This window comes from Affinundibacterium flavidum (assembly GCF_014284175.1).
GTDB lineage: Bacteria > Pseudomonadota > Gammaproteobacteria > Burkholderiales > Burkholderiaceae_D > Undibacterium > Undibacterium flavidum.
This window is the reverse complement of the sequence record NZ_JACOGA010000001.1, coordinates 188,303-212,986: the sequence shown is the minus strand read 5'-3', so window position 1 is coordinate 212,986 and position 24,684 is coordinate 188,303. Positions and strand designations below refer to the sequence as shown.

General features: G+C 46.0%; 20 protein-coding genes. 13 read left to right on the top strand and 7 right to left on the bottom strand.

Annotation, left to right across the window (positions count from 1 at the left end):
- Nucleotides 1–53: 53 nt before the first annotated feature.
- Nucleotides 54–680, top strand: a complete 627-nt coding sequence (locus H8K55_RS00900) for a hypothetical protein (protein ID WP_186940140.1) — start codon at nucleotides 54–56, stop codon at nucleotides 678–680.
- Between the two features lie 133 nt (nucleotides 681–813).
- On the opposite strand, the gene H8K55_RS00895 is transcribed toward H8K55_RS00900, so the two are convergent.
- Together H8K55_RS00895 and H8K55_RS00890 are read right to left on the bottom strand one after the other, a co-directional pair.
- Nucleotides 814–2,112, bottom strand: coding sequence for an ABC transporter ATP-binding protein (locus H8K55_RS00895; RefSeq protein ID WP_186940139.1), 1,299 nt, complete (start codon nucleotides 2,110–2,112; stop codon nucleotides 814–816).
- 202 nt (nucleotides 2,113–2,314) lie between these two features.
- Entirely contained in the window at nucleotides 2,315–4,045 is a 1,731-nt protein-coding gene (locus tag H8K55_RS00890) for an ABC transporter permease (RefSeq protein WP_186940138.1), read from the bottom strand.
- A 557-nt stretch (nucleotides 4,046–4,602) separates the two neighbouring features.
- Here H8K55_RS00890 and H8K55_RS00885 point away from each other — a divergent pair.
- The 4 genes from H8K55_RS00885 (at nucleotide 4,603) to H8K55_RS00870 (ending at nucleotide 7,684) form a co-directional block, all read left to right on the top strand.
- The gene (locus H8K55_RS00885) at nucleotides 4,603–5,133 is read left to right on the top strand and encodes a GbsR/MarR family transcriptional regulator (RefSeq protein ID WP_186940137.1); all 531 of its coding nucleotides are present in this window, start codon (nucleotides 4,603–4,605) and stop codon (nucleotides 5,131–5,133) included.
- Between the two features lie 193 nt (nucleotides 5,134–5,326).
- Nucleotides 5,327–5,788, top strand: a complete 462-nt coding sequence (locus H8K55_RS00880) for a thiol-disulfide oxidoreductase DCC family protein (protein ID WP_186940136.1) — start codon at nucleotides 5,327–5,329, stop codon at nucleotides 5,786–5,788.
- A gap of 43 nt (nucleotides 5,789–5,831) precedes the next feature.
- Complete coding sequence (locus tag H8K55_RS00875) at nucleotides 5,832–7,193, top strand: SDR family oxidoreductase (RefSeq protein WP_186940135.1); 1,362 nt, start codon at nucleotides 5,832–5,834, stop codon at nucleotides 7,191–7,193.
- Between the two features lie 14 nt (nucleotides 7,194–7,207).
- Entirely contained in the window at nucleotides 7,208–7,684 is a 477-nt protein-coding gene (locus H8K55_RS00870) for a DUF2269 family protein (RefSeq protein WP_186940134.1), read from the top strand.
- A 178-nt stretch (nucleotides 7,685–7,862) separates the two neighbouring features.
- On the opposite strand, the gene H8K55_RS00865 is transcribed toward H8K55_RS00870, so the two are convergent.
- The 3 genes from H8K55_RS00865 to H8K55_RS00855 form a co-directional block, all read right to left on the bottom strand.
- Nucleotides 7,863–8,957: a type I restriction endonuclease gene (locus tag H8K55_RS00865; RefSeq protein WP_186940133.1), complete on the bottom strand. Its 1,095-nt coding sequence runs from the start codon at nucleotides 8,955–8,957 to the stop codon at nucleotides 7,863–7,865.
- Between the two features lie 259 nt (nucleotides 8,958–9,216).
- On the bottom strand, nucleotides 9,217–10,692 hold the full coding sequence (locus H8K55_RS00860; RefSeq protein ID WP_186940132.1) for a DNA recombination protein RmuC: 1,476 nt from the start codon (nucleotides 10,690–10,692) through the stop codon (nucleotides 9,217–9,219).
- A 300-nt stretch (nucleotides 10,693–10,992) separates the two neighbouring features.
- A complete protein-coding gene (locus H8K55_RS00855; protein WP_222612302.1) occupies nucleotides 10,993–14,343 on the bottom strand; it encodes a S41 family peptidase in 3,351 nt (1,116 codons plus the stop codon).
- Between the two features lie 274 nt (nucleotides 14,344–14,617).
- Here H8K55_RS00855 and dacB point away from each other — a divergent pair, with 274 nt between their 5' ends.
- Both dacB and H8K55_RS00845 read left to right on the top strand, forming a co-directional pair.
- Entirely contained in the window at nucleotides 14,618–16,141 is a 1,524-nt protein-coding gene (gene dacB, locus H8K55_RS00850) for a D-alanyl-D-alanine carboxypeptidase/D-alanyl-D-alanine endopeptidase (RefSeq protein ID WP_186940131.1), read from the top strand.
- A 179-nt stretch (nucleotides 16,142–16,320) separates the two neighbouring features.
- On the top strand, nucleotides 16,321–16,518 hold the full coding sequence (locus H8K55_RS00845) for a hypothetical protein (RefSeq protein WP_186940130.1): 198 nt from the start codon (nucleotides 16,321–16,323) through the stop codon (nucleotides 16,516–16,518).
- Nucleotides 16,519–16,667: 149 nt separating this feature from the next.
- On the opposite strand, the gene H8K55_RS00840 is transcribed toward H8K55_RS00845, so the two are convergent.
- Together H8K55_RS00840 and H8K55_RS00835 are read right to left on the bottom strand one after the other, a co-directional pair.
- Nucleotides 16,668–17,531 carry an HDOD domain-containing protein gene (locus H8K55_RS00840; RefSeq protein WP_186940129.1) on the bottom strand — a complete coding sequence of 288 codons (864 nt, stop codon included), beginning with the start codon at nucleotides 17,529–17,531 and terminating at the stop codon, nucleotides 16,668–16,670.
- 140 nt (nucleotides 17,532–17,671) lie between these two features.
- Nucleotides 17,672–18,142 (bottom strand): CreA family protein, encoded by a 471-nt coding sequence (locus tag H8K55_RS00835; RefSeq protein ID WP_186940128.1) that lies wholly within the window; start codon nucleotides 18,140–18,142, stop codon nucleotides 17,672–17,674.
- A gap of 150 nt (nucleotides 18,143–18,292) precedes the next feature.
- On the opposite strand from H8K55_RS00835, the gene H8K55_RS00830 reads away from it, so the two are divergent.
- The 6 genes from H8K55_RS00830 to H8K55_RS00800 all read left to right on the top strand — a co-directional run bounded on the left by H8K55_RS00830 (nucleotide 18,293) and on the right by H8K55_RS00800 (nucleotide 24,586).
- On the top strand, nucleotides 18,293–18,670 hold the full coding sequence (locus tag H8K55_RS00830) for a hypothetical protein (RefSeq protein ID WP_186940127.1): 378 nt from the start codon (nucleotides 18,293–18,295) through the stop codon (nucleotides 18,668–18,670).
- A gap of 221 nt (nucleotides 18,671–18,891) precedes the next feature.
- The gene (locus H8K55_RS00825) at nucleotides 18,892–21,198 is read left to right on the top strand and encodes a TonB-dependent receptor (RefSeq protein ID WP_186940126.1); all 2,307 of its coding nucleotides are present in this window, start codon (nucleotides 18,892–18,894) and stop codon (nucleotides 21,196–21,198) included.
- A 135-nt stretch (nucleotides 21,199–21,333) separates the two neighbouring features.
- Nucleotides 21,334–22,689: a PepSY-associated TM helix domain-containing protein gene (locus H8K55_RS00820; RefSeq protein ID WP_186940125.1), complete on the top strand. Its 1,356-nt coding sequence runs from the start codon at nucleotides 21,334–21,336 to the stop codon at nucleotides 22,687–22,689.
- Between the two features lie 2 nt (nucleotides 22,690–22,691).
- Nucleotides 22,692–23,297, top strand: coding sequence for an SCO family protein (locus H8K55_RS00815; RefSeq protein WP_186940124.1), 606 nt, complete (start codon nucleotides 22,692–22,694; stop codon nucleotides 23,295–23,297).
- A 66-nt stretch (nucleotides 23,298–23,363) separates the two neighbouring features.
- Nucleotides 23,364–23,816, top strand: a complete 453-nt coding sequence (locus H8K55_RS00810; protein WP_186940123.1) for a copper chaperone PCu(A)C — start codon at nucleotides 23,364–23,366, stop codon at nucleotides 23,814–23,816.
- 248 nt (nucleotides 23,817–24,064) lie between these two features.
- A complete protein-coding gene (locus tag H8K55_RS00800) occupies nucleotides 24,065–24,586 on the top strand; it encodes a YcnI family copper-binding membrane protein (RefSeq protein ID WP_186940121.1) in 522 nt (173 codons plus the stop codon).
- The last annotated feature ends 98 nt before the right edge of the window (nucleotides 24,587–24,684 follow it).

Below are 24,684 nucleotides of genomic sequence, written 5' to 3'. Positions count from 1 at the left end.
CGTGACTTCCCTCCATGATGTTTAACACCGATCTCAAGCGAGACCAGCTTTGCATGCCACGCTCTAACGGGCAAAGACTGTTTTCTGCCAGCCTTGCCATCGGCATTTCGCTATTTTTTTTAGCCCAATTGCATCGTGATTTTCTGAGGACAATGATTCCTACCGCCAATCCGGTAGCGCGCATCATGCTGCTGAGTTTTCCAGTTGAAAAAGCTGCGCCAAAAATCATTCAAAGCACACCCACAACCGTTTCAACAAGTCCGTCCAAGCGCAATAAAATAAAGTCGGAAGTCGCTGCCGTTCCGCAGGCAACAGCCCCCAAAGTGGATCACAATATGAAGGACAATTCTGCAACCAAACCTGTTACCGAGTTGGTGAATGTCTTCCCAGAAACGCCCAGCAGTACTGCTAACGCGAAGCCCGTCGATCCACTTTCGGCTACCGCACGTTACAAATACGATAGTGCTAGTGTGAAACTAGCGTATGAAGCGAGTAAATCCGACATCCAAAAATTGGCAGAAAAAAGCGGCACAAGTTTAGAAGATCCCAAAACGAGCAAACACGATCGATTTCAGCAGGCAGCAAATCGTGCCGCCAAACCAGATTGCCTGCGCCAAGGTGGTAGCATCTTGTCGCTCTTTGTAGTCGCATATCAAGTCGCGACGGATCATTGCAAATAAACAGGACTTATGCGAAACAGACGCTAGCGTCGTTGCAGTCGCCTCGTCGTACAAATGTGCTGCCTTCGGCGACGCGTCTAGCTAGCACAATTTTGCATAAGCCCTCGTAAAGATCAAAGTTGAAAGATTCAAATTAATCTTCGTCGCCATCGGGCAAAGTCAAACGACCAGTGTGGTAATCATACTCATAGACTTCGCCGTAACGTCCCCACTCAATCGCAATTTCCAAGACACGTTTGGCTTCATCTTCCTTCATAAATTCTTCCAACAATTCCAGCAACGGCGCTTCTGCCAAGCTGCCGTTGGCTTCGTTTTCTAAATGACGCCGGATATGACTGGCCAAAGGCACGTGGGTCAATAATTGCTGGCCAAACAGTTCTTGTTTATTTTGTTTATCCGCTTCGACATAACGGCTACCGAGAGGTGTCAAGCTGATGTCGCCCTGGTCTATCGTCGCCAATCCCAGCAGGCTGAGTGCTTCATAAGTTGGGAACAATTCTTCATCCGACAGTTCAGTCTCTTGCGCTAATTGCGGCAAGTCAGCACGGCCGTTGAATGGTGAATCAGCCAGCAAATCAAGTACGCCTTCGATACGGCTGATATCCGTATCTGGCAAGCGATAGCCAAGATGGTGAGTCGCCTCTCCGACACTGGCATCATGCACATGGCGCATGGTCATCAAGCCATAAATTTCATCGATCAAGGTTCTCACTTCTAAGGACTCAACATCACGTGGACGTGGCAGATCGATCTTGACTTCACAACGTACACGACCTGGATCACTTCCCAAAATAATCACGCGATCAGCCATCATCACGGCTTCTTCAATATTGTGTGAGACGACTAAAATACCTTTGGTCGAGATCTTACTATGCTCCCACAAGTCCAACATATCATTACGCAGGGTTTCGCCAGTCAGCACATCCAAAGCGGAAAATGCCTCGTCCATCAATAGAACATCCGGGTTGGTCACCAAAGCGCGGGCGATACCTACTCGCTGTTTCATGCCGCCGGATAACTCACGCGGTAAAGCGCCGCCAAAGCCCGCCAGACCTATCAATTCCAATACCGCATCAGCACGTAACTCGCGCTCTGCCGCAGGCACGCCTTGCGCTTCCAGCCCCAATTCCACGTTTTGCTGTACCGTCAACCACGGAAATAGTGCAAAGGATTGAAACACCATTGCCACCCCAGCGACCGGTCCATCAATCGCACGATCACGATACGTCATCTGCCCCTGATCGGCGGGGATCAAACCAGCCATGATGCGCAACAATGTCGATTTACCCGAGCCAGACTTGCCGAGCAAGGCAACGATCTCGCCTTCTTTTAATTCAAAATCAACCTGATCTAAAACCAGTCGGGCAGTTCCATCGGCGGCTTTGAAAGACTTATTCACTCCGACTAATTGCATTACGTTCTTTTGTGTCATTTCATTTACCTCGTACTTCCGAGTGTTGTCATATGGTTGCTTAATTACGTGTATTGATTTGGTGGTTTATAGGACTTACGCAAAATTGCGCTGGCTAGGCGCGGAGCCGAAGACAGTACAATTGCTTGGCCTGCCCCTGCGAAGGCAGGGGGCGAGGTGAACGCAACAACGCCAGCGTCTGTTTTGCGTAAGTCCTATGCTGTCAGCTACGTTCATCAGCTAGTAAATACAATTTGCGCCAAAAGAAGCGATTCAACAGCATCACAAAAATACACATCACACTCACACCCAGCGCAATCCGGTGAAAATCCCCAGTCTCTGTCATTTGCTTAATGTAACTACCCAAACCATCCGCAACGAGTGTTGTCTTTCCCCAGGTAACATATTCCGCGACGATACTGGCATTCCAGGAACCACCACTGGCAGTAATAGCACCGGTGATATACGCCGGAAAAATCGCTGGTAGGTAAACGCGTTTCCACTTAAGCCAACCGCTCACACCTAAATTATCAGCAGCTAAGCGCAAGTCATTCGGGATGGCAGCAGCACCAGAAACCACATTGAACAAGATATACCACTGCGTACCAAATACCATCAAAGGGCTAAGCCAGATATTTGGACTTAAATCCAAACTAACCATGGCCAACACCACCACCGGAAACATCAGATTGACTGGGAACGCTGCCAAAAATTGCGCCACTGCCTGCACTCTTTGCGAATATTGCGGACGTAAGCCTATCCAAACTGACACCGGCACCCACACCAATGACGCCAAGGCGATCAAAATCATCACACGCAATAGAGTCAGCAAGCCCAAGAAAAAAACATGCGTCACTTCGCTCCAACCGACATCACTATGAATAAACACGATCAATCTATATGCGGTAATTAGTGCAACCGCCATTAACAGGCCGTTACCCAATCGTCCCCACAACGGCGAGTAAAACTGCACACGTGAACTATTAGGCCGTGTGTCATGCGAAGCCTTAAACCAAATCAATGCCTTACTTAACTGACGCCAGAACCGACGTGCACCATCACGAAACCATGAACTATTTCGCAGCCAGTCGAGCAGCCAAGATTGTTGCGCAGTATCTCCCTGCGTTTCTTCAAAACGAAATTTGTCCGCCCATGCCAGCAAAGGACGGAAAAACAACTGGTCATAGAGCAAGATACCTGCCAACATTGCCAAGATCGCCCAAGTGATCGCAAGGCCATTTTTTGCTTCGATGGCGAGTGCAATATACGATCCTATGCCGGGTAATTTAATGTCTTGTCCAGCTACTGAAATCGCTTCGGCAGCAACCAGAAAAAACCAACCTCCAGACATCGACATCATCATATTCCACAGCAAACCTGGCATCGCAAAAGGTAACTCCAAGCGCCAGAAACGCTGCCAAGCGGATAATCGAAAAATTTGCGCAGCTTCATTGAGTTCAGAGGGAACTGTGCGCATCGACTGATACAAACTAAACGCCATATTCCAGGCTTGCGAGGTAAAGATCGCAAAGATCGCGGCGCATTCAACGCCGAGTAAATCTCCTGAAAACAAAGCAATAAACGGCGCAATCGCAATTGCCTGAAATCCTAGAATCGGTACAGACTGCAAAATATCCAATAATGGAATCAAGATGCGCTCTGCCGCCTTATATTTCACAGCAACCGCAGCAAACACCAAGCTAAATAGCAAAGCAAACGCCAACGCAGTAAACATACGCAAGATGGTGCGCAATAAATAATATGGCAAGTAACTAGGATCTAAGCTGATCTCCAGCATTTGACCGACCATAAAAGGTCGACTCATCTGCATCGCCGCAAAACCAAATGCTACGATGACCGCCAATACGATAGGCAGCAAAGCCCAATCCCAACGATTCGGGCCTTTCTTTTGCAATGCATGAAATGACTTCTGTGGATTGAATAATTCAAACATAAACACTCCCTGACCACGAGCCCAAAGGCTCGCTCATGCACCAGCGCGCACGAATAAACATATGGGCGCAGCTTGCAAGAACTGACTAGAAAGTTCTAACAATTGCACTCAGATGCACAACAATAAATAGGGGAAGTAGAGAAACCAGATGAACAGCCAGAACGGCTTAATCTACTCGCCAAGGACTGGCAAGTAGCAACAGAAAGTCTGTGGTTAGCTTGCCAAAATCAACTCAATAAATGATCGACAACTATAACTATCCACAATGAACTCGCTGAAAATGATGAAGGCCGAAGGATAACACGAGCCAAATTTATATTGCAACGCAAAAAGAATTGGGAATTGAAAGAATTTGTAACGAATCAAACTTCGACTTAAGCTTCAACTCAAGCTTCGACGCAACATTGGAAGCGACAGTCCTATGAGCAATTCGGCAAACCTATAATTCAGAGACATCGTGTGTCTGCACTGAAGACCTAATTCAAACTTTTCATCACTAAGAATATTTCTCAAATTTCTGTCTTGACAGAAATTTGAGAAATACCTACACTACAGACATGGAACTTACACCTGTCAAACAAAAATTCATACTGCACTGGGGCGAAATGGGCACCCTGTGGGGCGTCAATCGCACAGTCAGTCAAATTCACGCACTGCTCTACATCGTCGGCACGCCACTTACGGCGGAAGAGATCGCAGAAACCTTAGGGGTAGCGCGGTCGAATGTATCGAACTCACTCAAAGAATTACAAAACTGGAAACTGATCAAACTTGCTCATGTGATGGGTGATCGTCGCGCGCATTTTGAAACCTCTCTTGATGTCTGGGAATTATTCCGCACAGTTGTACGTGAACGTAAGGAACGCGAATTCAATCCTACGATTGCGACTTTGCAAGCCTGTTTGGACAGCCCTGACATTGATCAAGAAGACCGCGCCAGTAAAGCCCGCATTGCAGAAACTTTGGCGCTGATGAAAACCTTAACCAGCTGGACCGATGAAATGTTGCGATTAGAGCCAAGTACCTTAATGAAATTGCTGAAAATGGGAGCAAAGGTACAACAGTTTGTGCGCGGGGACGAGAAGTAAAACAAGAAACCAAGCGCATCCATAAAAATAGCGATGCGCATTTTTTTGAATGCATATTTCTGTCTAGACAGAAATTACAGAAATAAAGTAAGAGGAAATAGGCTACCGTAAAAACTTAAAAAAATACCATTCTAGAAATAATCAGCGAATTGATCACCCAAATAATCACTCATCAATAAACCAAGGAAACATCATGAACGACTACCCACTCACTCTGCTCTACGATGAATCATGCCCACTTTGCAAATTGGAAATTGACAATCTAAAAGCCCGTAACGATCAGGATTTATTGCGTTTTATCGATGTGTCTGCGGAGGATTTTGATGATAGTGATTATCCCGCCAGCAAAAAAGACATGATGGAAATTATTCATGCGATGCGCCCTGATGGCAGCATGGCAAAAGGCGTCGAAGTATTTCGCCTCGCTTATGGTGCAGTGGGTCTGGGCTGGATTACGGCACCGACTGCCTTGCCAGTGCTTAAGCCATTATTCGATTGGGCTTATGTTCACGTTGCTCGTAATCGTTACCGTTTATCTAATCGCTTCTCTGGCTTCCTATTCAAGATCGCTGCAGATAGAGCTGCGCGTCGCGCACAAAATCAGAGCCAACACTGCAAGGATGGAGCCTGTCGCATTCCAGCAGAAAAAGATTAAGCTCAAGCGAGATCTCGATTCAGTCAACGAAGGAGAATAGTTTATGAAAATCCTACTCTGCGGGGCACATGGCTTTGTCGGCCGCCATCTAAGTCATACGCTAGAACAAGCTGGACATACTTTAATTCACGGGGTTCACCAATTTAGTAAAGATACGGCAGAACAAAGGCGCGAATTATTGATCGATTACAGCAAAGATACGTCCATCGAAATTTGGGAAAAACGATTCGCTGCATTGGGAAATATCGACATCGTGATCAATGCCGTTGGCATCTTAATGCAGACCCGACAAGTGCCATTCGCCGCGATTCACCAAAATGCGCCAATCGTATTATTTCAAGCAGCAAGCGATGCCGGTGTGCGTGGCATATTGCAAATCTCGGCACTGGGCCCAGATGATAACGAACTCAATTTGGCATCTGCTACGCCAAACCAACTCAGCGACTACCTGCAAACTAAGCGCGCCGCAGACCAATTCTTAAGCCAACTACACTGCCCTCACCTGATCTTGCGCCCATCTTTAATCGTCGGGATTGACGGTGCCAGCAGCCAACTCTTCCGCAGTCTCGCCAGCCTGCCCGTCATCGCTTTACTAGGCGGTGGTGAACAACAACTCCAACCAGTACATATCGAGGATCTCTGCCTGTGCGTTCGTACTTGGACAGCACAGATCGCCACCGACACAGCCGCGCCGCATCAGATTATTCGCGCTGTCGGACCGCAAGCCCTCACGTATCGCGAAATGCTGCAACACTATCGTGATGCGATGAACCTATCGTCAGCCATGTTCATCCACGTACCAATGTCAGTGATGCGCATCAGCGCCCACCTTGCGCGCTATTTGCCACAGAAAGTCTTTGCACCAGAAACCTTGCAGATGTTAGAACAAGGCAACGTCGCCAACAGTTTGGCTTTCACCCAATTTCTGGGGCGAGTGCCGCGCGGTGTAGATGATTGGTTTACGGATCAACAGGCACAAGCATTGGCTGCAGTGGCAATCTCAAGTTGGACTCAACTCTTATTTCGACTGGTTCTTGCTTTCCTATGGATCAGCACTGGCATTATTTCGCTGTGGATTTATCCACGTGAAGATAGCCTCCATTTACTCGCTCAAGTCGGCATCAGTGGACTAGCTGCAACCGTCGTCTTGTATCTGGCAATTAGTTTCGATGTGCTACTTGGAATCGCGACGCTCAGCCGTCCTTCTAGAAAATTATGGCTATGTCAAACAGCCTTAATACTCACATACTCCTTCATCATTGGCGTGTGTTTACCTACATTTCTGGCACATCCATTCGCACTCATTCTGAAAAATTTACCAATATTGGCGATTTTATTTTTTCTGACTGCAAGTGAAACCGCAAGCGACAAAATCACGCATTCGACAATCAAAAAAAAGATCTAACCAAAGAGTAGATAATGAATACCTATCTCTTATTGAAAACTCTGCACATCATTTCCTCCGTGCTATTAGTTGGCACTGGCTTTGGGTCGGCGTTTTACCTCTACTGTATCAATCGTAGCAAGAACGTTGTGGCGATCGCCATCGTTGTACGGACTGTGGTATTGGCGGATTGGTGTTTCACCACTCCTACCGTCATCATTCAACCGCTCAGTGGAATAGGATTAGCGTATCTTGCAGGATGGCCTTTAGATACTCCATGGATTTTATTGTCTATCGGTTTATATATCCTTGCAGGAGCCTGCTGGCTGCCCGTCGTATGGTTACAAATCAAAATGCAGCACCTGGCACAATCAGCCTGTGCCCAACAACAAGCGCTACCAACACAATACTGGCAATACGCCCGCTACTGGGAAGCTTTAGGCTACCCAGCATTTCTGGCAATGCTGGGGGTGTTTTATTTGATGGTGAATAAACCTGGATTGTGGGTGTGATGTGTGAATAAATTCGTTGTCCAGTCGTTAAAGCCACTCGATACTGATTGTTGGGGGTTGATTATAGATTGCCTTGATTTGGTGAACTATTCGATACTACGCCCCCTCACGTGTATCGCTCTTAAAAAAAATAAGATTTGTACGGGTTAAATCTGAGGGGGAATTTTGTATATTCAATTCAGTCTTTTGCCGGTTCCCCACTGTATGTAGCAAGAGTAGCTTTCAATTTATCAGAATAATTAAAAATGTCATCAATAGAATTCAATGAAAAAATTTCCTCCTCCTTCTTCTCGTTAAAAAAGCCAACACGAAGATTTTGAGGATTATTAAATCGCAATCGACAAATTGGTTTTCTATTATTGTCATCTAATAAAATTGCACAATAACTTTGAGCATCGCGCATAACAATACGTTTTGATTGAACATCCTCTCGTAACATTGCCCGAACTGCATAAAATCCTTCCATTTCTTCGGGCGTCGTAACAATTTGCTGTTCTTGATTTTCTTTTGTATCTTCAACTTTACCGCCAGATTGTGCGGTCACTTGCAGCGATATTTCTGGCGTCATTGCGCCCTTCAATCTCTCATTTATTTTCTCGCCAATTAACTGTTCAAAAGCGCGCTTTGTTATCTCCGTAAATTGTAACTTTGCAGCAGGCGTAAATCGTTTATTGCCTAACAAGTCTAAAGAAAGTAATTTAACGAATTCCTCGGAGGGCGAATAAATCCACTCCGAAAGCTTGTTTTGTATCGCTCGCGTGTATTTAAGATCGTTTGCGGTCGTTAAAATGGTATCTACATCAAATGTAGACTTTGCGAATTTTTTCAGTTCCTCTACGTCGCGCTCTTTGAAATCTAGAATGTCGAATTCAAAAAATGGCTTCTCGTCCATTTTGTTTGGCTGTTCCAAGTCAGTAAAAAATTTATAAATCAATCCATTTGTTAGAACACCAAATCTCGCATCGGTAACATGAAAATATCGGAAGAGTTGAGATGCATGTCCAATATTAAGGTCGGCTCCAGACTTTTTACATTCAAAAATTATTATCGGCTTCCCTTCTTTCAAAATCGCATAGTCAACTTTTTCGCCTTTTTTTGTTCCAACGTCAGCAACCAGTTCAGGTGTAACTTCAAAGGGATCAAACGGGTTATATCCTAAAATTTGGATGAATGGCATTACCATCGCATTTTTTGTCGCCTCTTCCGTTTGAATTAAATTTTTAGTGGTATTGATTCGAGATGCGAGCAAACGGAGTTGATCTATAAAATCCATAATTAATTCCTATTTTGGTAATCACACTTAGCGTCAGTCTTAAATTGAGTGTGAAATTATTAAATTTAATTTAGCGAAATCGATGCTCTTTAGTTTGTATTACAGCTTGACTTCATTTTTTTAATCAATTCTTTAAACAATCAAAAATTAACCTGAGACTCATCTATCAAATGAACTTACTATAAAACAATCTTCAACTATCTTAACAAGAATTTGATTACACCTGCCAGATATTAATTCCACTGAGTTTAGATAAAACCTAATTTTCCTCTTCCCCACTATCGTCAGCACCATTCTCTAAGCCCAACAAACTCTGCGCAGCATCAGTCGGCAAAGCCTCAACCAACTTCAATTTACGTGTCATCTGACGAGTACGCACTTCGGCTTTGTCGATATTATCCGCCGCTTTTACCAGCGCATTTTTGGTGGCGGCTAATACATCGCCGAATTTACTGAACTCGGTTTTGACTGCGCCTAGTACTTGCCAAACTTCGGACGAACGTTTTTCCAAAACCAGGGTTCTGAAACCCATTTGCAAGCTATTGAGTAATGCGGAAAGCGTCGACGGTCCCGAGATAGAGACACGATGCGTGCGTTGTAATTCATCGGCCAAACCTGGGCGGCGCATGACTTCTGCGTACAGGCCTTCGGTCGGTAAAAACAGGATGGCGAAATCCGTCGTCAGTGGTGGAGACAAATATTTTTCGGCGATGGTTTTTGCTTCATTGCGGATCGCACGTTCTAATTCTTTACCAGCTTGGGCGACACCTTCGGCATCGGCGCGCTCTGCAGCATCGAGCAGGCGTTCGTATTGCTCTTTCGGAAACTTAGCGTCTATCGGCATCCAAACTGGCGCTCTATCATCTTCTTTGCCTGGCAATTTGATGGCAAATTCCACACGCTCGCCACTGCCCGGCACGGTCTCTACATTTTTTGCATATTGATCTGGCGTGAGCATTTGCTCCAAGACCATTTCTAACTGCACTTCACCCCAAGTGCCACGGGTTTTAACATTAGTCAGTACGCGTTTTAAATCGCCGACGCCAATTGCCAATTGCTGCATTTCACCCAAACCTTGATGCACCTTCTCTAAACGTTCTGAAACCTGTTTAAAGGATTCGCTCAAGCGTTGTTCTAAGGTGGCGTGTAATTTCTCATCCACGGTCTTACGCATTTCTTCTAACTTGCCTGCATTGTCGGCTTGCAGTTGCTGGATTTTTTGTTCTAGCGTAGAGCGAATTTCTAACATGCGCTGCGCGTTCGATTCGGTCATGCTGGTGAGGGTTTGATTTAAGGTATCCGCGAAACGCTTCAAACTTAAACCTTGCTCGTCGCGTGCGGTCTGTCCTTGTTGTATCAAGGCCTGACGCATCTGCTCTAGCTGCTGAGCATTGGTTTCATTTAACTTCACCAATTGCTGCGAGAAGGCATCGATTTGATTATTTTGTAATGTCGCCACACTAGTTAATTGTGCAGCAAGCGCTTGTTGAAATTGAGCGAAATTGCCGCCCAATTCTTGACGTGTAGCCTGCGCTGTCGATTGCACTTGTTCACGCAAATCGCGTTCTGTACGTTCTTGCGCTTGCTGTTGCTGCGCTAATGCTTGTTGCAATTGCGTTTGCAAAGCAAGTAACTGAGCTGCGGGGTCGCTGCCGGACTTACGGAGTAGCAAAACAATTTGCAAGCAGACGACAATGCCTAGGGCGATCAGGAGAATAATTTCTATGCTGGACATGGTGATGATCAAATGAGGGAAAAATACTGAGATGTTTATTATCCCTCAGTCACACTGGGATTGGGATTTATTCGGCAGGGAATTTTAGCGGTGGGGTTTGTGACTTTGTAGGTTGGGTGCAAGCCGCGCCTCCAAACCTTCGTGCAAGCGAGATCGACCCATGTTCGGCGCGGGTTGCACCCGCCCTACTTTTCATTGATCAAAATTTGTTTTATTTCTGAACCACCCTCACCCTAGCCCTCTCCCGCATGCGGGAGAGGGGACTTTGAGCAAACTTTCACTAAGAATTTCGAAGTACTACTATTGTCCCAACTTCTTAGGCATAGGCGGTGCCACACGTAGCTTGGTGTCGCGATAGGTTTTCAGTCTGTCGGTCACATCTTTAATTGCGGCATCTAACTGAGGATCTTTGCCTTGATTCACTTCTAAAGGATCGAGATCGACATCGATGTCTGGCGCAACTCCTTCATTCTCAACCCGCCATTCATTGTCCGGCGTGAAGAAGCGGAAGAATGGCACGACTAAATTACCACCATCGATCAAATTCGGATTGGCAGAAATACCGATTAAGCCGCCCCAAGTGCGTTTACCGATTAGCGTACCTAATTTCAGGCGCTTAAATGAGTACGGCAAGAAGTCACCACCCGAACCAGCATCTTGATCGATCAACATCGCTTTCGGCCCGTAAATCGCCGCACCTGGTGTTTCGTAAATCATACCATCACGATCTTTCCAACCCGCCAGATACGGACGACTCAAGACATCAGTAATGTAATTGGCTGCCTGCCCACCACCGTTGCGGCGTTCATCCACAATCAAAGCGGATTTTTCTGCTTGCGCATAGAACATACGATTGAAGTATTGATAGCCTTCTGCACCCGTATTTGGCAAATAAACATAGGCAACTTTGCCATCAGTTTTCTTTTGCACGTAGTCACGATTTTTTTCTATCCAATGCCATTGACGCAGATCAGCTTCATTCGCAATTGCTTGCACCACGACTTCGTGCGTTGCCTTACTCGTCAGATCACGTGTGATGCTCAAACTCACTTGTTTGCCTACTTTGTTTTCCAGCAGCGCGTACAAATTTGTTTTTGCGTCTAAGGCTTTACCATCAATCGCCAAAATGTAATCACCTTCTTTCACATCTAATCCTGGTACCGCCAACGGTGCTGGCGAGAATGGGCTCCAGCGATCACCCTTCAAAATCGTTTTGATACGCACATGACCATTTTCAAAGCTAAAGTCTGCACCCAGCAAACCGACCGCAACGGGTGCTTCTTGATGAATATCACCACCGCCAACACGATTATGACCAACCTGCAATTCACCTATCATTTCGACCAGCAAGTCGTTCAAATCTTCACGTCTTTGTACGTGTGGCAGTAAGGCATGATAGCGTTGATAAATGCCATCCCAATTGATGCCATGCAGATTGGCGTCGTAGAAAAATTCTTTCTGCATCCACCAAGTTTCATTGAAAATTTGTTCCCACTCTGCACGTGGATCTATGCGCATTCTTAAACCACTGAGATTGATAGGCTTGGGATCGATTTTTTCTGCAGCATCGGCGATCTCTAACTTAGCGCCCGTCGATTGCAACAGCAATTTTTTACCATCAGCGCTCAAGCTGTAGTCGGCAATCCCTGCTTTGACCAATTTCGCTTTTTTATCTTCTGCATTAAAGCGCATTAAGTTTGCGGTATTGCCACTGCGATCAGCTGGAGGTTCGTTGCTGCTGCCAGGTTGTGGTCGCTCTAAGAAAAATAAGCCGCCATCACTTGCCACTTGTAAGGAACCGTTATTGCGTTCTGCGATAGGCAAAGCAACGATACGTTGCTGTATACCTGCCAGATCGACCTTAACCGCTTTTGCTGGCTTAGCGACTTCATCTTTTTTGTCGTCTTTTTTTGCCTCATCTTTTTTACCATCGGCGCTCGCTACTTCAGCTTTGGCTTCTTTTTTAATTTCTTCATCACCCATCTTCGGCAACATGGGTGACTTGCCATCTGCGGCTAACACTACGGCATAAATGCCATTACGTAGCGGTCGTTCTTGCGTCGACATATCGAGCCCGACATGGGTCGGTCCAGCATTAGTAGAAGCGGTAAAGTACAAGTAATCTTGTTGGGCAAAAGCGGGATTGTCGGCATCACTCAAACCATCTGTCAGTATGATGGATTTACCTGATTGAAAATCATAAAGCTTAATCTGTGAAAAATGATTAGCGCCTGTCACGGTATAAGCTAACCAACGGCTGTCACTGGAGAAGGAAGTCGCAAATCGGGCGCGCCGGGCGCTTTCATCGATTTTAGTGATCTTTCCCTGTGCAATATTCAAGCTGAATAATTGCAAATGATTGTCTTGAAACACGATGCTCTGGCTATTTGGTGCCCAGTCTAACAGTGTGAAATAACCCGCCTTTCCTAATGCATAAGTCTTGGGCGCACCAACTCCGGTTTGATCCCGAATGACAATCTTATGCTCTATACCCGCATCGGAAACATAGGCAATCGTTTTTCCATCCGGACTCCAGATGGCATCCTTCTCACGCACGCCTGCACTCTCGGTCAAATTGCGCACTGAGCCATCTTTAACCGGCACAGTAAATACATCGCCGCGCGCCGTCACTACAACACGTTTGCCAGTGGGTGATAAATTGACGGAGGTGATATTTGCAGTCGCGTCTTTCCATTGCGGACGTACTTGGTTTGCTTGTCCAGTTTGCGCACTTAAATCAATCGAAATTGTTTTAGTTTTACCGCTCTGACTATCAAATTCTTTGAGTACTCCGCCCGCTTCATACACGATACTATTGCCATTCGCACTGATGCTGCGAATATCCCACAAAGTCTCTTTCGTCACTTGTTTGAGAGCCTTGGTCTTGCGATGGTAACTAAACAAATTGGCCGCGCCATCATTGCGATCAGAAATGAAATAAATCTCATCACCAATCCACACTGGTGATTTGTCTGTGGCATTTTCATGCGGAATTTTGTCGAGCTTCTTATTCGCTAAATCGATAATCCATATTGGAGGCGTTGTTCCACCGCGATGTTGGCGCCAGCCGCTGGAACCGGAATAAGCTTGAGGAAAAGGTCGATACGCCAACAATTTGCCGTCACCCGACCAATTACCTTCAAAAGCAATCGCTTCCATCACTTTTTGTTCTTGCCCGCCTTCGACGGCAACTTCGTACAAATGTGTACTACGGCTTACGCCGATTTCACGTCCGGATGAAAACACAATACGCTTGCTATCTGGACTCCAGCCGACTACTACATCAGCACCTGGATGCCAGGTCAGGCGACGTGGCTCGCCACCGCTTACCGGCATCACATAAACGTCAATGTTGCGATCATACGAAGCGGAAAATGCCAACCACTTCCCATCCGGTGAAAGCGTCGGTGAGAATTCTGATGCAGGATGTTGCGTCAGACGCTTAGGATTCTTACCGTCACGGTCGCTGAGCCAAATATCGCCGCCATACACGAAAGCAAGATGGTCTTTAGAAACACTCGGTTGACGTAATAATTGTGTATCGGCCATTGCAGAACTCGCCACTGGCAACAGTGCACCGCCAAAACAAGCGGCGACAAATAGACTAATGGACGTCTTCGATATTTTTTTCATGGGGGAAGAAACTCGCATTGCATTCTCCTGTAAGGAACAAACCTGCCGTAAAAGATAATCTGCACAATCAGATTAATTTTGGATAACAGAGAATAGAGCAAAAGCGTGGCGGGAAGTTCAATCGACATGCCACTGTTGCCAGATTACATCGCTAAATGGCATTTATTGGCGGCATGTTTTATGAGGTCTTTTTACGTGCGACGGTTGCCGTTCAGAGTTGCACTGCAACATTCCTCTCAGTATCGGGCGGATCTCGTGGCATACTAAGAAAAATTTTAACGAGAAAACAAGAATGCTCAGAATTACACCCATATTCGCCCAAACAATCACATTGAAACGCATAGCAGAAATCACGCTCGGGCAATGTACGCAATTTCTAGGTGTCTTCAGTGTGTTGGTAGCAATCAACGCCTGCCTTGTTATGACGGCAAACGCGCAAAACACCCTGCCACCTTCGGTTGAAAATTTATTGAAGAAAGCTGGTCTGAAGAATCAACAGATGCAATTGCTGATTTTGCCCGCCAATAGCGGCGTGCCTTTACTGAACTATCAGGCGGAAAACAGTGTCAGCCCAGCCTCAACCTTAAAATTACTAACCACTTTTATTGCGCTCGATGAACTCGGTCCCAATTTTCGTTGGAAAACGCAAATCTATACTGATAGCACATTCAAAGATGGCATCTTGAATGGCAAGCTGTATATCAAAGGTGGTGGCGATCCGAATTTCACCTGGGATAAATTAAGTCAATTATTACGCCAATTGCGTCAGCAAGGCCTGCGCGAAATTCGTGGTGATCTGGTACTTGACCGTAGTTATTTCCAACCCAATCGCCCTGAATTAAATGCGCCGATTTTTGATGAAAATCCCGATGCGTATTACAACGTCATCCCAGATGCCTTACTCGTGCACAGCAATATCAGTGCGTTTTCCGTGAGTGCGGACAACAATACTGTCGACGTAAAATTGACCACGCCTATGGATAATGTCAGGGTCATGAATCAAATGACGCGCAGTAATTCCCCCTGCAGTGAATGGAAAAATGGCTGGCTGTCGCCGAAGATCAGCATCGACACACAGAGAAAAATTGACATCACTATAAACGGCACTTTTCCTAAAAATTGCCGCGCCGACGTCTATCTCAATCTGATCGAACGCAATGCCTATATTGCCAGCGTATTCAAAGCCTTGTGGCAAGAACTTGGTGGCAACTGGCAAGGAAATATCGTCGATGGCGTCGTGCCAACGAATGCAAATTTACTCTTGCAAAAAGAATCTGAGAGCTTGCTTGAAACCATACGCATTATCAACAAATATTCCGACAATGCGATGGCGCGGATTTTGTTTTTAACAGTGGGAGCCGAATCAGCATTAGCAAAAAATTTCGCAGATACAAGTCAAACATCGAATGCTGTCGTGCGTGAATGGTTCACTCGCCGCAACATCGACAGCAGCAATTTGCTTATTGAAAATGGCTCTGGCTTATCGCGCTTGGATCGCATCAGTGCCTGGCAATTAGCCAGCATTTTGCGAGTAGCGGCCAACAGTAATTGGTATCCAGAATTTGCCAGCAGCTTACCGATCGTTGGCATCGACGGCAGCATGCGCAATCGCCTGAAAGCTAGCAAAGCCGAGGCCAGAGCGCGAATCAAAACGGGCTATCTAAAAAATGTGATGGCGGTGGCTGGATATGTACGTGATGTGCAAGATCAAGATTGGATCTTGGTGGCAATCGTCAACACGGATGAAGCGATTGCCAGCAAAGCCAAACCTGCTTTAGACGAAGCGATCAATTGGTTGGCAAATGGCAGGCCATAGTTTTTGCATATTCGACGATTGATTCATCAGTTAATACAGAATAATTGACCATTGAACCCTGAGATTTGTCAGTTGATCAGATAATCCAAGCAGCGCAAATTCAAGTCCGCTATATTGCTAACATCATCTTTTTAGCGCTACATGCGTTGTGCAATTTATTTTAAAAACAGGACACTATCATGATAGGTTTTTTACTTTGGATCATACTTTTCATCTTGTGCTGGCCTATCGCCTTATTGGCACTATTGCTCTACCCTATCGTCTGGCTCATATTCCTGCCTCTCCGCTTGATCGGGATCACCTTGGATGCGGTATTTGAATTGATACGCGCTATTGTATTTTTACCGGCACGTGTATTGGGTGGTAGACCGCGCTAAGGTATTTGCGCAGTCATGAAGTGATTGTTGAATAAGAAATTGTTTGAAAGATCTGCAAGACTGTCGAAGTGATAGGCCATGAATCACGAGCTGATTACGACGTCCTCACGAAGTCCTCGCGCTATCCTCGCGATCTGATGGATGGTGAGTCAATGCGTGGTATTGAACAAGTCCTGCAGTTCTTCACACCAGTCTTCGGCATCTTCCAAACTAATACCTAAATATTGGCATACCATGGCACCGCCTTTATGCCACTCTGCTGATCGTTCTTCACCTTCGTATTTCTGAATTGCGTATTCAGCCAAAGTCGATAAAGCGATTAAGCCGCGGACACCATCGTCGGTCGCGGTATCTTCCAGCGTTTTATAATCGTGATGCAACAAAATAGTGGTGGAGACTTGTTCCGGCAGACCCCATGTACGCGCCATTAATGAGCCTATTGATGCGTGATTGGTGATATGACGTTGATCTTCGATCTCGGTCAAAGGCAGATCAAATTCATTATTTGCTTTTGTCCAGGTTTCAGCATAATCAGGAAATCTTTCCATCAATATTGGTACGCCGATATCGCAAAACAAACCAAAAGTATGCGCAACATCTGGCGAACAAACCGGAATACGTCGCACCATCGCGCTTAAAGCCTGCGCACGCTTACTTGAAAAATCCCAGAATTTCGCCATAGAACTGGCGCTGCCAGCCACGGCTTGACGTGCAATAATCCCCGTCATCAAAATGCCAGTCTGAGTCGTCCCTATCAAATTAACCGCGTGATCAACTGATTGCGCTTTCAGTCGTAGTCCAAAGAAAGATGAATTAGTCAGTTTCATTAACGATGCCGCCAGTGCAACGTCATTGGCGATGATCTTTGCCATACCTTTCGCACTGGGGTCGTCACGATTCAATTCTTTTTGCAAATCAACCAATAAACTCGGGCGCGGTGGAATACGTATGGTTTTTAACAAGCTATCGACAGCTTGTTTATCAGACACCACGGGTTGAACGGATTGATTCATTTGGACTTCAAATTGTGTTGAAAAATGCGGACTCGGGAATGTCTAGCATTAGACATTATTTCCAAGCGGAAATCAATTCTAGAAACCCTTCTAAAAAAAACTCCACCTCAAAAAATGGCATTCCAATAACATTATTAAATTTACTTCATCGGGATTGGTGTTTGCCTATCAACTGGAACCGCAGTCACACTATTTTGTGGTGAGCCCTCAATCAATTTATCTGAATAAGTTAAATAGACCAAAGTATTGCGTTCCACATCCACCATTCTGACGATGCGCAATTTCTTAAACAAAATAGAAAGACTTTGACTAAACACTTCCTCCTGTTGCTTCAAGGGCTTATCAAAACTGATCGCACCAACCTGCCGACAGGATATTGAGGCTTCAGCTTTATCTTCCGCCAAACCCAAGCCGCCTTTGATTCCGCCGGTTTTGGCGCGAGAGACATAACAAGTGACGCCTTTTACTTTCGGGTCATCGTAAGCTTCCACGACAATTTTGTGATCTGGTCCGATTAGTTTAAAAACAGTATCAACGCTACCAATTTTTTGCGCATGGGCGTAACTCACTGACAGCAACAAACTGATTGGTAATAATTTCAAAAGCTTCATAGTGATCCTTGGTTTCTTGGTTTTTTTAGCTAAATTATCAGCAGGTGACTTAGACACTCTACACCTGATTGAGATTTTCTTAAATGCCGTGAACTTCAAACGCCTTTCTACTTGAACTGCGGCAGCGGTTTCCTGCTACAATCGCGCCCCATGTTCTCATTCTCCCTATTCCATCGCTTACGCCGTGCTAACAAGCTCGTGATCGCTGTGTTATTCCTTTACGGATTAACGCTGAGTATCGCGATGGCTGCGCCTATGGTCGATGGAAAAGGTGGCAGCATGGTGTGTACCAGCACAGGCATTAAGTTCGTCAATGAATCAGGCAAAGTCGTTGATGGCAAAACCAGTACACACACGCTCGAGTGTTCATTTTGCGTACCAACCGGCATTGCGCCTGAACTTCCAATGATAGATGCTTGCCCTCCAGTGCACGCCCTATCTTATGCAACACAATCGATTCCAGCGGCACGACTCGCCGCGATTGTCGCTGCCCCTCTGCCCGCTCGTGGGCCACCACTGTTCAATTAAATCAAACCGCTGTCGTCGCTATAGTCCACTTTAGCGTCGCACACTATTTCGAACTGTGCTGCTAAGAAAATCTTCACGATGAAGGATTTCCGCTCCAGCGCACCTTTCCAATTTGATTTTTTCTGCTTACAAATTCTTCACAGTTTTGTGGCGGACATTGAACTTAACTTATGAAATATTCACTTCAACACAACGCATTTTCGTTCGCAATTGCGTTCGCGATGGCTACTGTCTTTCCATTTTTTTCTACGGCCGCCTGTGCGACCGACGATAAGAAATCTGCAATTGATCAACAAAATCGCCACGACCAAATAGAACGTGTCACGATAAAAGCGGATAAACCTACGACACTTCCTACCGAAATCCCGACCACGATAGAAGGGATCAATGCCAAAACTTTAGCAACGACTATCAATGCCATCGACGCTGAAGATGCCCTCAAATACTTACCGAGTTTGTTAGTGCGTAAGCGCTATGTCGGCGATTACAATCACGCCGTGTTAGCGACCCGCGCTTCTGGCACAGGCAATAGCGCCCGTTCCATGGTATTTGCCGATGGAATCTTGCTGTCGAATTTATTGGGTAACGGCGCATCGTTCACGCCGCGCTGGGGCTTGGTCACGCCGGAAGAAATTCAACGTGTTGATGTCTTATATGGTCCATTTTCCGCCGCCTATTCAGGTAATTCTGTCGGTGCGGTCGTTGACTATGTAACGCGTATGCCCGAAAAATTTGAAGCACATGCAAAGTTAGTAGGCTTCTCCGAAAATTTCCAAGAAGCTGGCACCGATCACCGTTACAGTGGCAAACAACTGAGCGCCAGTCTCGGTAATAAGCAAGGTGCATTTTCTTGGTGGGCGAATATCAATCGACTCGACAGCAATGGTCACCCGATTGCTTTCGTCAATAAATTGCTTTCCACCGGTGTCCCTGGAACTGCTGGCACGCCAGTGACAGGTGCAATTCCCGGCAAGAATCCGCAAGGCCTAGACTGGTGGCTAATCGCAGCAACAGGCCAATACCACACCATACAAGATCACGCCAAAATCAAATTAGCGTATGAGATCACACCGATGCTGCGAGCCAGCTATACGTTTGGCGTGTGGCGCAATACTATGAATAGCACTGCCGACACTTATTTACGTGATGCGGCAGGCAACCCAGTCTACAGCGGTGACGTCAATATCGCTGGCAAAAAATATACGCTCAGCCCTGTCGATATCACAAATACCAAAAACCAGCCTATCGATATTTCCAATTCCAAAAATCAATTAGAGCATGTCACGCACGGTTTGAATGTTAAGAGTAATACCAAAGGTGAATGGGATTGGGAGCTAGCCGCCAGTTTGTACGACTACCAAAGAGACATCGCTCGTGCGCCAACAGTGGCTATCCCTGTCGCCAATACTGGTGGTGCTGGACGGATTACTGATGGTAGTGGCACTGCTTGGAATACACTGGCGCTCAAAGGCATTTGGCGTCCAAATTCACAACATATGGCGGAATTTGGTTATCAACGTGAAGCCTATAAACTGCGTACTTTGGTGTCGGATACCACGGACTGGATGAACGCCGCTGCAACAAAAAGGTTCTCCGCGTTTCAAGGCAATTCAGAACTGAATAGTTTTTACATACAAGATGCTTGGCGTATCAACACGGACTGGAAATCTATCTTTGGTGGCCGTTTTGAACAATGGTCGGCCCATGATGGCGCGCTCTCAAATGCGACAAGCACTGTGCCTTTTGCCAAACGTGATGAATCTTATTTCTCCCCTAAAGCAGCATTGGCCTACCGCGCCAATGATGAACTAAGCTTGAAAGCGTCCCTCGGTCGCGCCATTCGTATGCCTACCGTGTCTGAGCTGTATCAAGGTACGATCTCAACCCAAACTATCATCAATAATGATCCCAATCTGAAGCCAGAAAAATCCTGGACCAGCGAGTGGAGCGCTGAACATTCATTGGACAATGGTAAAGGTTTATTGCGTGTCACCTACTTCCATGAGGACACGATAGATGCTTTGTATTCACAAACAAATACCTTGGTCACGCCAACCATCACCAATATTCAAAACGTCGACAAGATACGCACCAATGGTTTGGAGATCGCTTATCAAGCCAGCGATGTCGGGATACTGGGTTTGGATCTCGCATCCAGTATCACATATGCAAATTCAAAGATCGTCAAGAACGATAAATTTCTCAAGAGTGTCGGCAAGTGGCAACCACGTGTGCCGGAATGGCGCGCCAATTTGGTTGCCAGCTATCGCCACAGCGATCAATTGAGTACGACTCTGGGCGTACGTTACAGCGGACGCCAATACGGCTCATTGGATAATAGCGATATTAACGAGTTCACCTACACTGGCGTTTCTCGCTTCATCGTTGCGGATCTACGTGTGCGCTACAAAATCGACAAGCAATGGAGTACCGCCATTGGCGTCGATAATCTGAATAACAAGAAGTACTGGGCCTTCCATCCTTACACACAACGTAGTGTAGTGGCGGAATTGAAGTTTGATTACTAACTGAGCTAAACGGCAAATAGTAGGGTGCACCGTGCGCACCAACATTATCACTACTATTTGCTAGCGGTGCGGTGCGCGCGGCGCACCCTACAGACACTTCACGTCTGACTTCACGTTTTACTATTTGAAGAATTTATGCGAAATCAACTCAACCGCAGTGCCCTCTTACAACGCGTCTTTTGGCGACTGCATTTTTGGGCAGGCCTGATCACCGCGCCAATTCTGCTATTCGCTGCGATTAGTGGATTGCTATATGTGTTCACGCCACAAATTGAAGGCTGGTGTCATGCACAACTTGATACCGTCGATGCGATCGCACCAGCGCAAAATTTAGATGCACAAATCGCCGCAGGACAAGCGCAATTTCCCGGTGAGTCTGTCCGTACTATCATTCCGGCTTATACCAATACACAAACAACCCAAATCATTTTTGGCGAGAAGAAAAAACGCAACACTCAGATTAGTCAAACTGCTAAAAATAGTGAACATCAACATCATGCAGAAACGACTGCGCAAGCAAGTCCCTTCATCGCTTATATCAATCCCGGCACCTTAAAAATACAAGCCAGCATCGCAGAAGATGGCCGATTTAGGGAATGGGCGCGCAAATTGCATTCCACCATGTTACAAGATGATAGTTGGCGATGGATTATCGAACTGGGCGCTAGCTGGATGATCATGATGCTCATCACAGGCATCTATTTATGGTGGCCGCGTGGCAAAGCCAGTTGGGCTAGCGTGTTGCGTTGGAATAGCAGCCAAAACCGTCGCGCCAACTGGCGCTATTTACATAGCATCATCAGTGTCATTCTCAGTATCGTTACTTTGGTGATTATGTTAACCGGCATCACCTGGTCCAAATACGCAGGTGAAAATTTTCGTTCTATGCAAACGGCATTAGGGCAAAGCTCACCAAAGCCACCGAAGGACTTACATTCGACCTTTGTAGACGGCATGCCTGCGTTAAGCGCTCAGGCCATTTATCTCAAAGCGCGCCAACTAGCGCCCGCTGTGCAAATACAGATCACGCCACCCAAATCAGCACAAGGTATTTGGCGCATAGAAAACTATGATCGCAGCCAACCCGAAAAACGTTTTCAACTCCTACTCGATGCCTACACAGGTGCCGTGCTCTATCAATCGGGCTGGGGCAATTTACCGCTACTAGCGCAAGCGACTGCGGTCGGCATTCCTTTTCATCGTGGAGAATTTGGCTGGTGGAATCAAGTCTTACTCATCCTTGTCGGATTCTCGGTCATCTTCTCAGTCATCTCAGGCTATGTCATGTGGTTACAGAGGCGCAAAGCACGTAGTGTGTCGGCACCGGCCATCAACACCACGCATGCCATTGCAATTCCCTGGTGGATCTGGCTATTGCTACTCGCCTTGGGTTTCGCGCTACCTGTGTTCGGCGTAAGCTTATTTATTCTGATGTGCGTTGAAGCTGCGCTGATGTTCAAGCAAATTAAATCGACTACTCAGTCCAAATGATCATGACGCATACCTTACTTCAAGCACAAAATCGTCGCGCCTTTCTGCTTAGTGTACTGGCGCTGAGCCTGACCGCATGTAAAAAAAATGTCGTCAGTTTCAATAGCATCGACATTACCGGTGCCGACTATTGTCGTGATTTCAAACTGAGTGATAGCGATGGAAAACAGCGACAACTGGCCGAATTTAAAGGTCGCTACGTGTTGGTCTTTTTTGGCTTTACACAATGCCCAGATATCTGTCCCACCGCGCTCGCTCGTGCCGCAGCGGTCAAACAAAAATTAGGTAAAGACGGCGAGCAATTACAAGTCATCTTCATCAGCATTGATCCCGAACGTGACAGCGCCGACCTGATGCGCGCCTACACGCAAAATTTTGACCCTAGTTTTATTGGCCTGCGGGGCACGGCAGAACAAACAAAACAAGTTGCTGAAGAGTTTAAAGTCTTTTATGCTAAGGTCGCCACAGGCAGTAGCTACACCATGGATCATTCCACGCTCAGCTATCTGTTCGATACCAAAGGCAAAATCAGATTAGCCATGCGACACGAACATAACGCAGGTCAATTCGCTTCTGATATTCGTCAACTGATGAAACAAACATCTTGAATTTATTAGCAGTCATTTTGCAGTAAACTTATTTTTATGCAGTCCCCACCACCGAAAGGAAAGACCATGAAACAAATCATTACGCAATTCTTCGCTGCACTCAGCTTAACGATCAGTGCCGTCGCATTTTCTCAAGTTACCGTCAAAGATCCGTGGGTACGCACCACCGTGCCACAACAAAAGGCCACAGGCGCTTTCATGCAGCTAACTGCTACGCAAGATGTGAAAATAATTTCCGCAAGCTCACCAGCGGCCAAAAACGTCGAGATTCACACTATGGAAATGGATAAAGACGTCATGAAAATGCGCCAAATCATGAGCCTCGATTTACCTGCAGGTAAAACTATTGAATTGAAACCTGGCAGCTATCACGTGATGTTGCTAGGCTTGACAGCACAAGTCAAAGAAGGTGACTTAATTCCGTTGACTTTAGTCGTCGAGGACAAAGATAAAAAAACACAAACCATAGAAGTAAAAGCATTGGGTAAAGCAATAAATACCTCTGCGCACAAAATGTAAAGCATCAGTTCACAACATGTATAAGAAGGTAATATGAAGTTCAATTTATCGATGTTTTTCAGTACGCTGCGTTGTTTCAATGTTGCTGCAATTGTGGCATTAGCGACCTGGCACGGATATGTCTTTTATCTGAATCAAGCAATAAAAGGAACACCGCCGACGCCAGTCATTGAGCTCAAACTGATGAGTCAATCAAGCACCGCACTACAAGCAAACCATTTAATCCAACACGCAATCTAGACAACATCGTGAAAAAACTTCTAATACCTCTCTGCTTACTGACGTTCACAAGTGTTACAAACGCACACGTCACTTTAGAACAAGCCAAAGCAAGCGCTGGCAGCTATCACAAGCTCGTCTTTAAAGTAGCGCATGGCTGCGACGGAAGCGCTACCCAAAGCTTCAAAGTCACTTTGCCAGAACAAGTGACTAACGCCAAACCCATGCCCAAGGCTGGTTGGAAATTATCGATAGATCGTGCCTATCTCAGTCAAGCCAAAACTTCACATGGCAAGACGATCACCGACGATGTCAGAGAAATCACCTGGAGTGGTGGTGAGTTGGCAGATGCCTACTACGATGAATTCACGATACAAGTGAAACTTGGCGAAGTCGCTGAAAAACTGTATTTCAAAGTGACGCAAATTTGTGAAAAAGCGCGCTTAGATTGGATAGAAATTCCTTCACTGGGAAAATCAAGCAAAGATCTCAAATTTCCTGCGCCTATGTTAGAAGTAGAAAACAAAACGCAGGAAACCCACCAACACTAATTTATTGAATTGTCCCAATAAATTTATTGCACATGCCGATTAAGCCTGCGCAATAAGTCTTGATAGAAAACATAAAGCCGGATTTCTCCGGCTTTAAT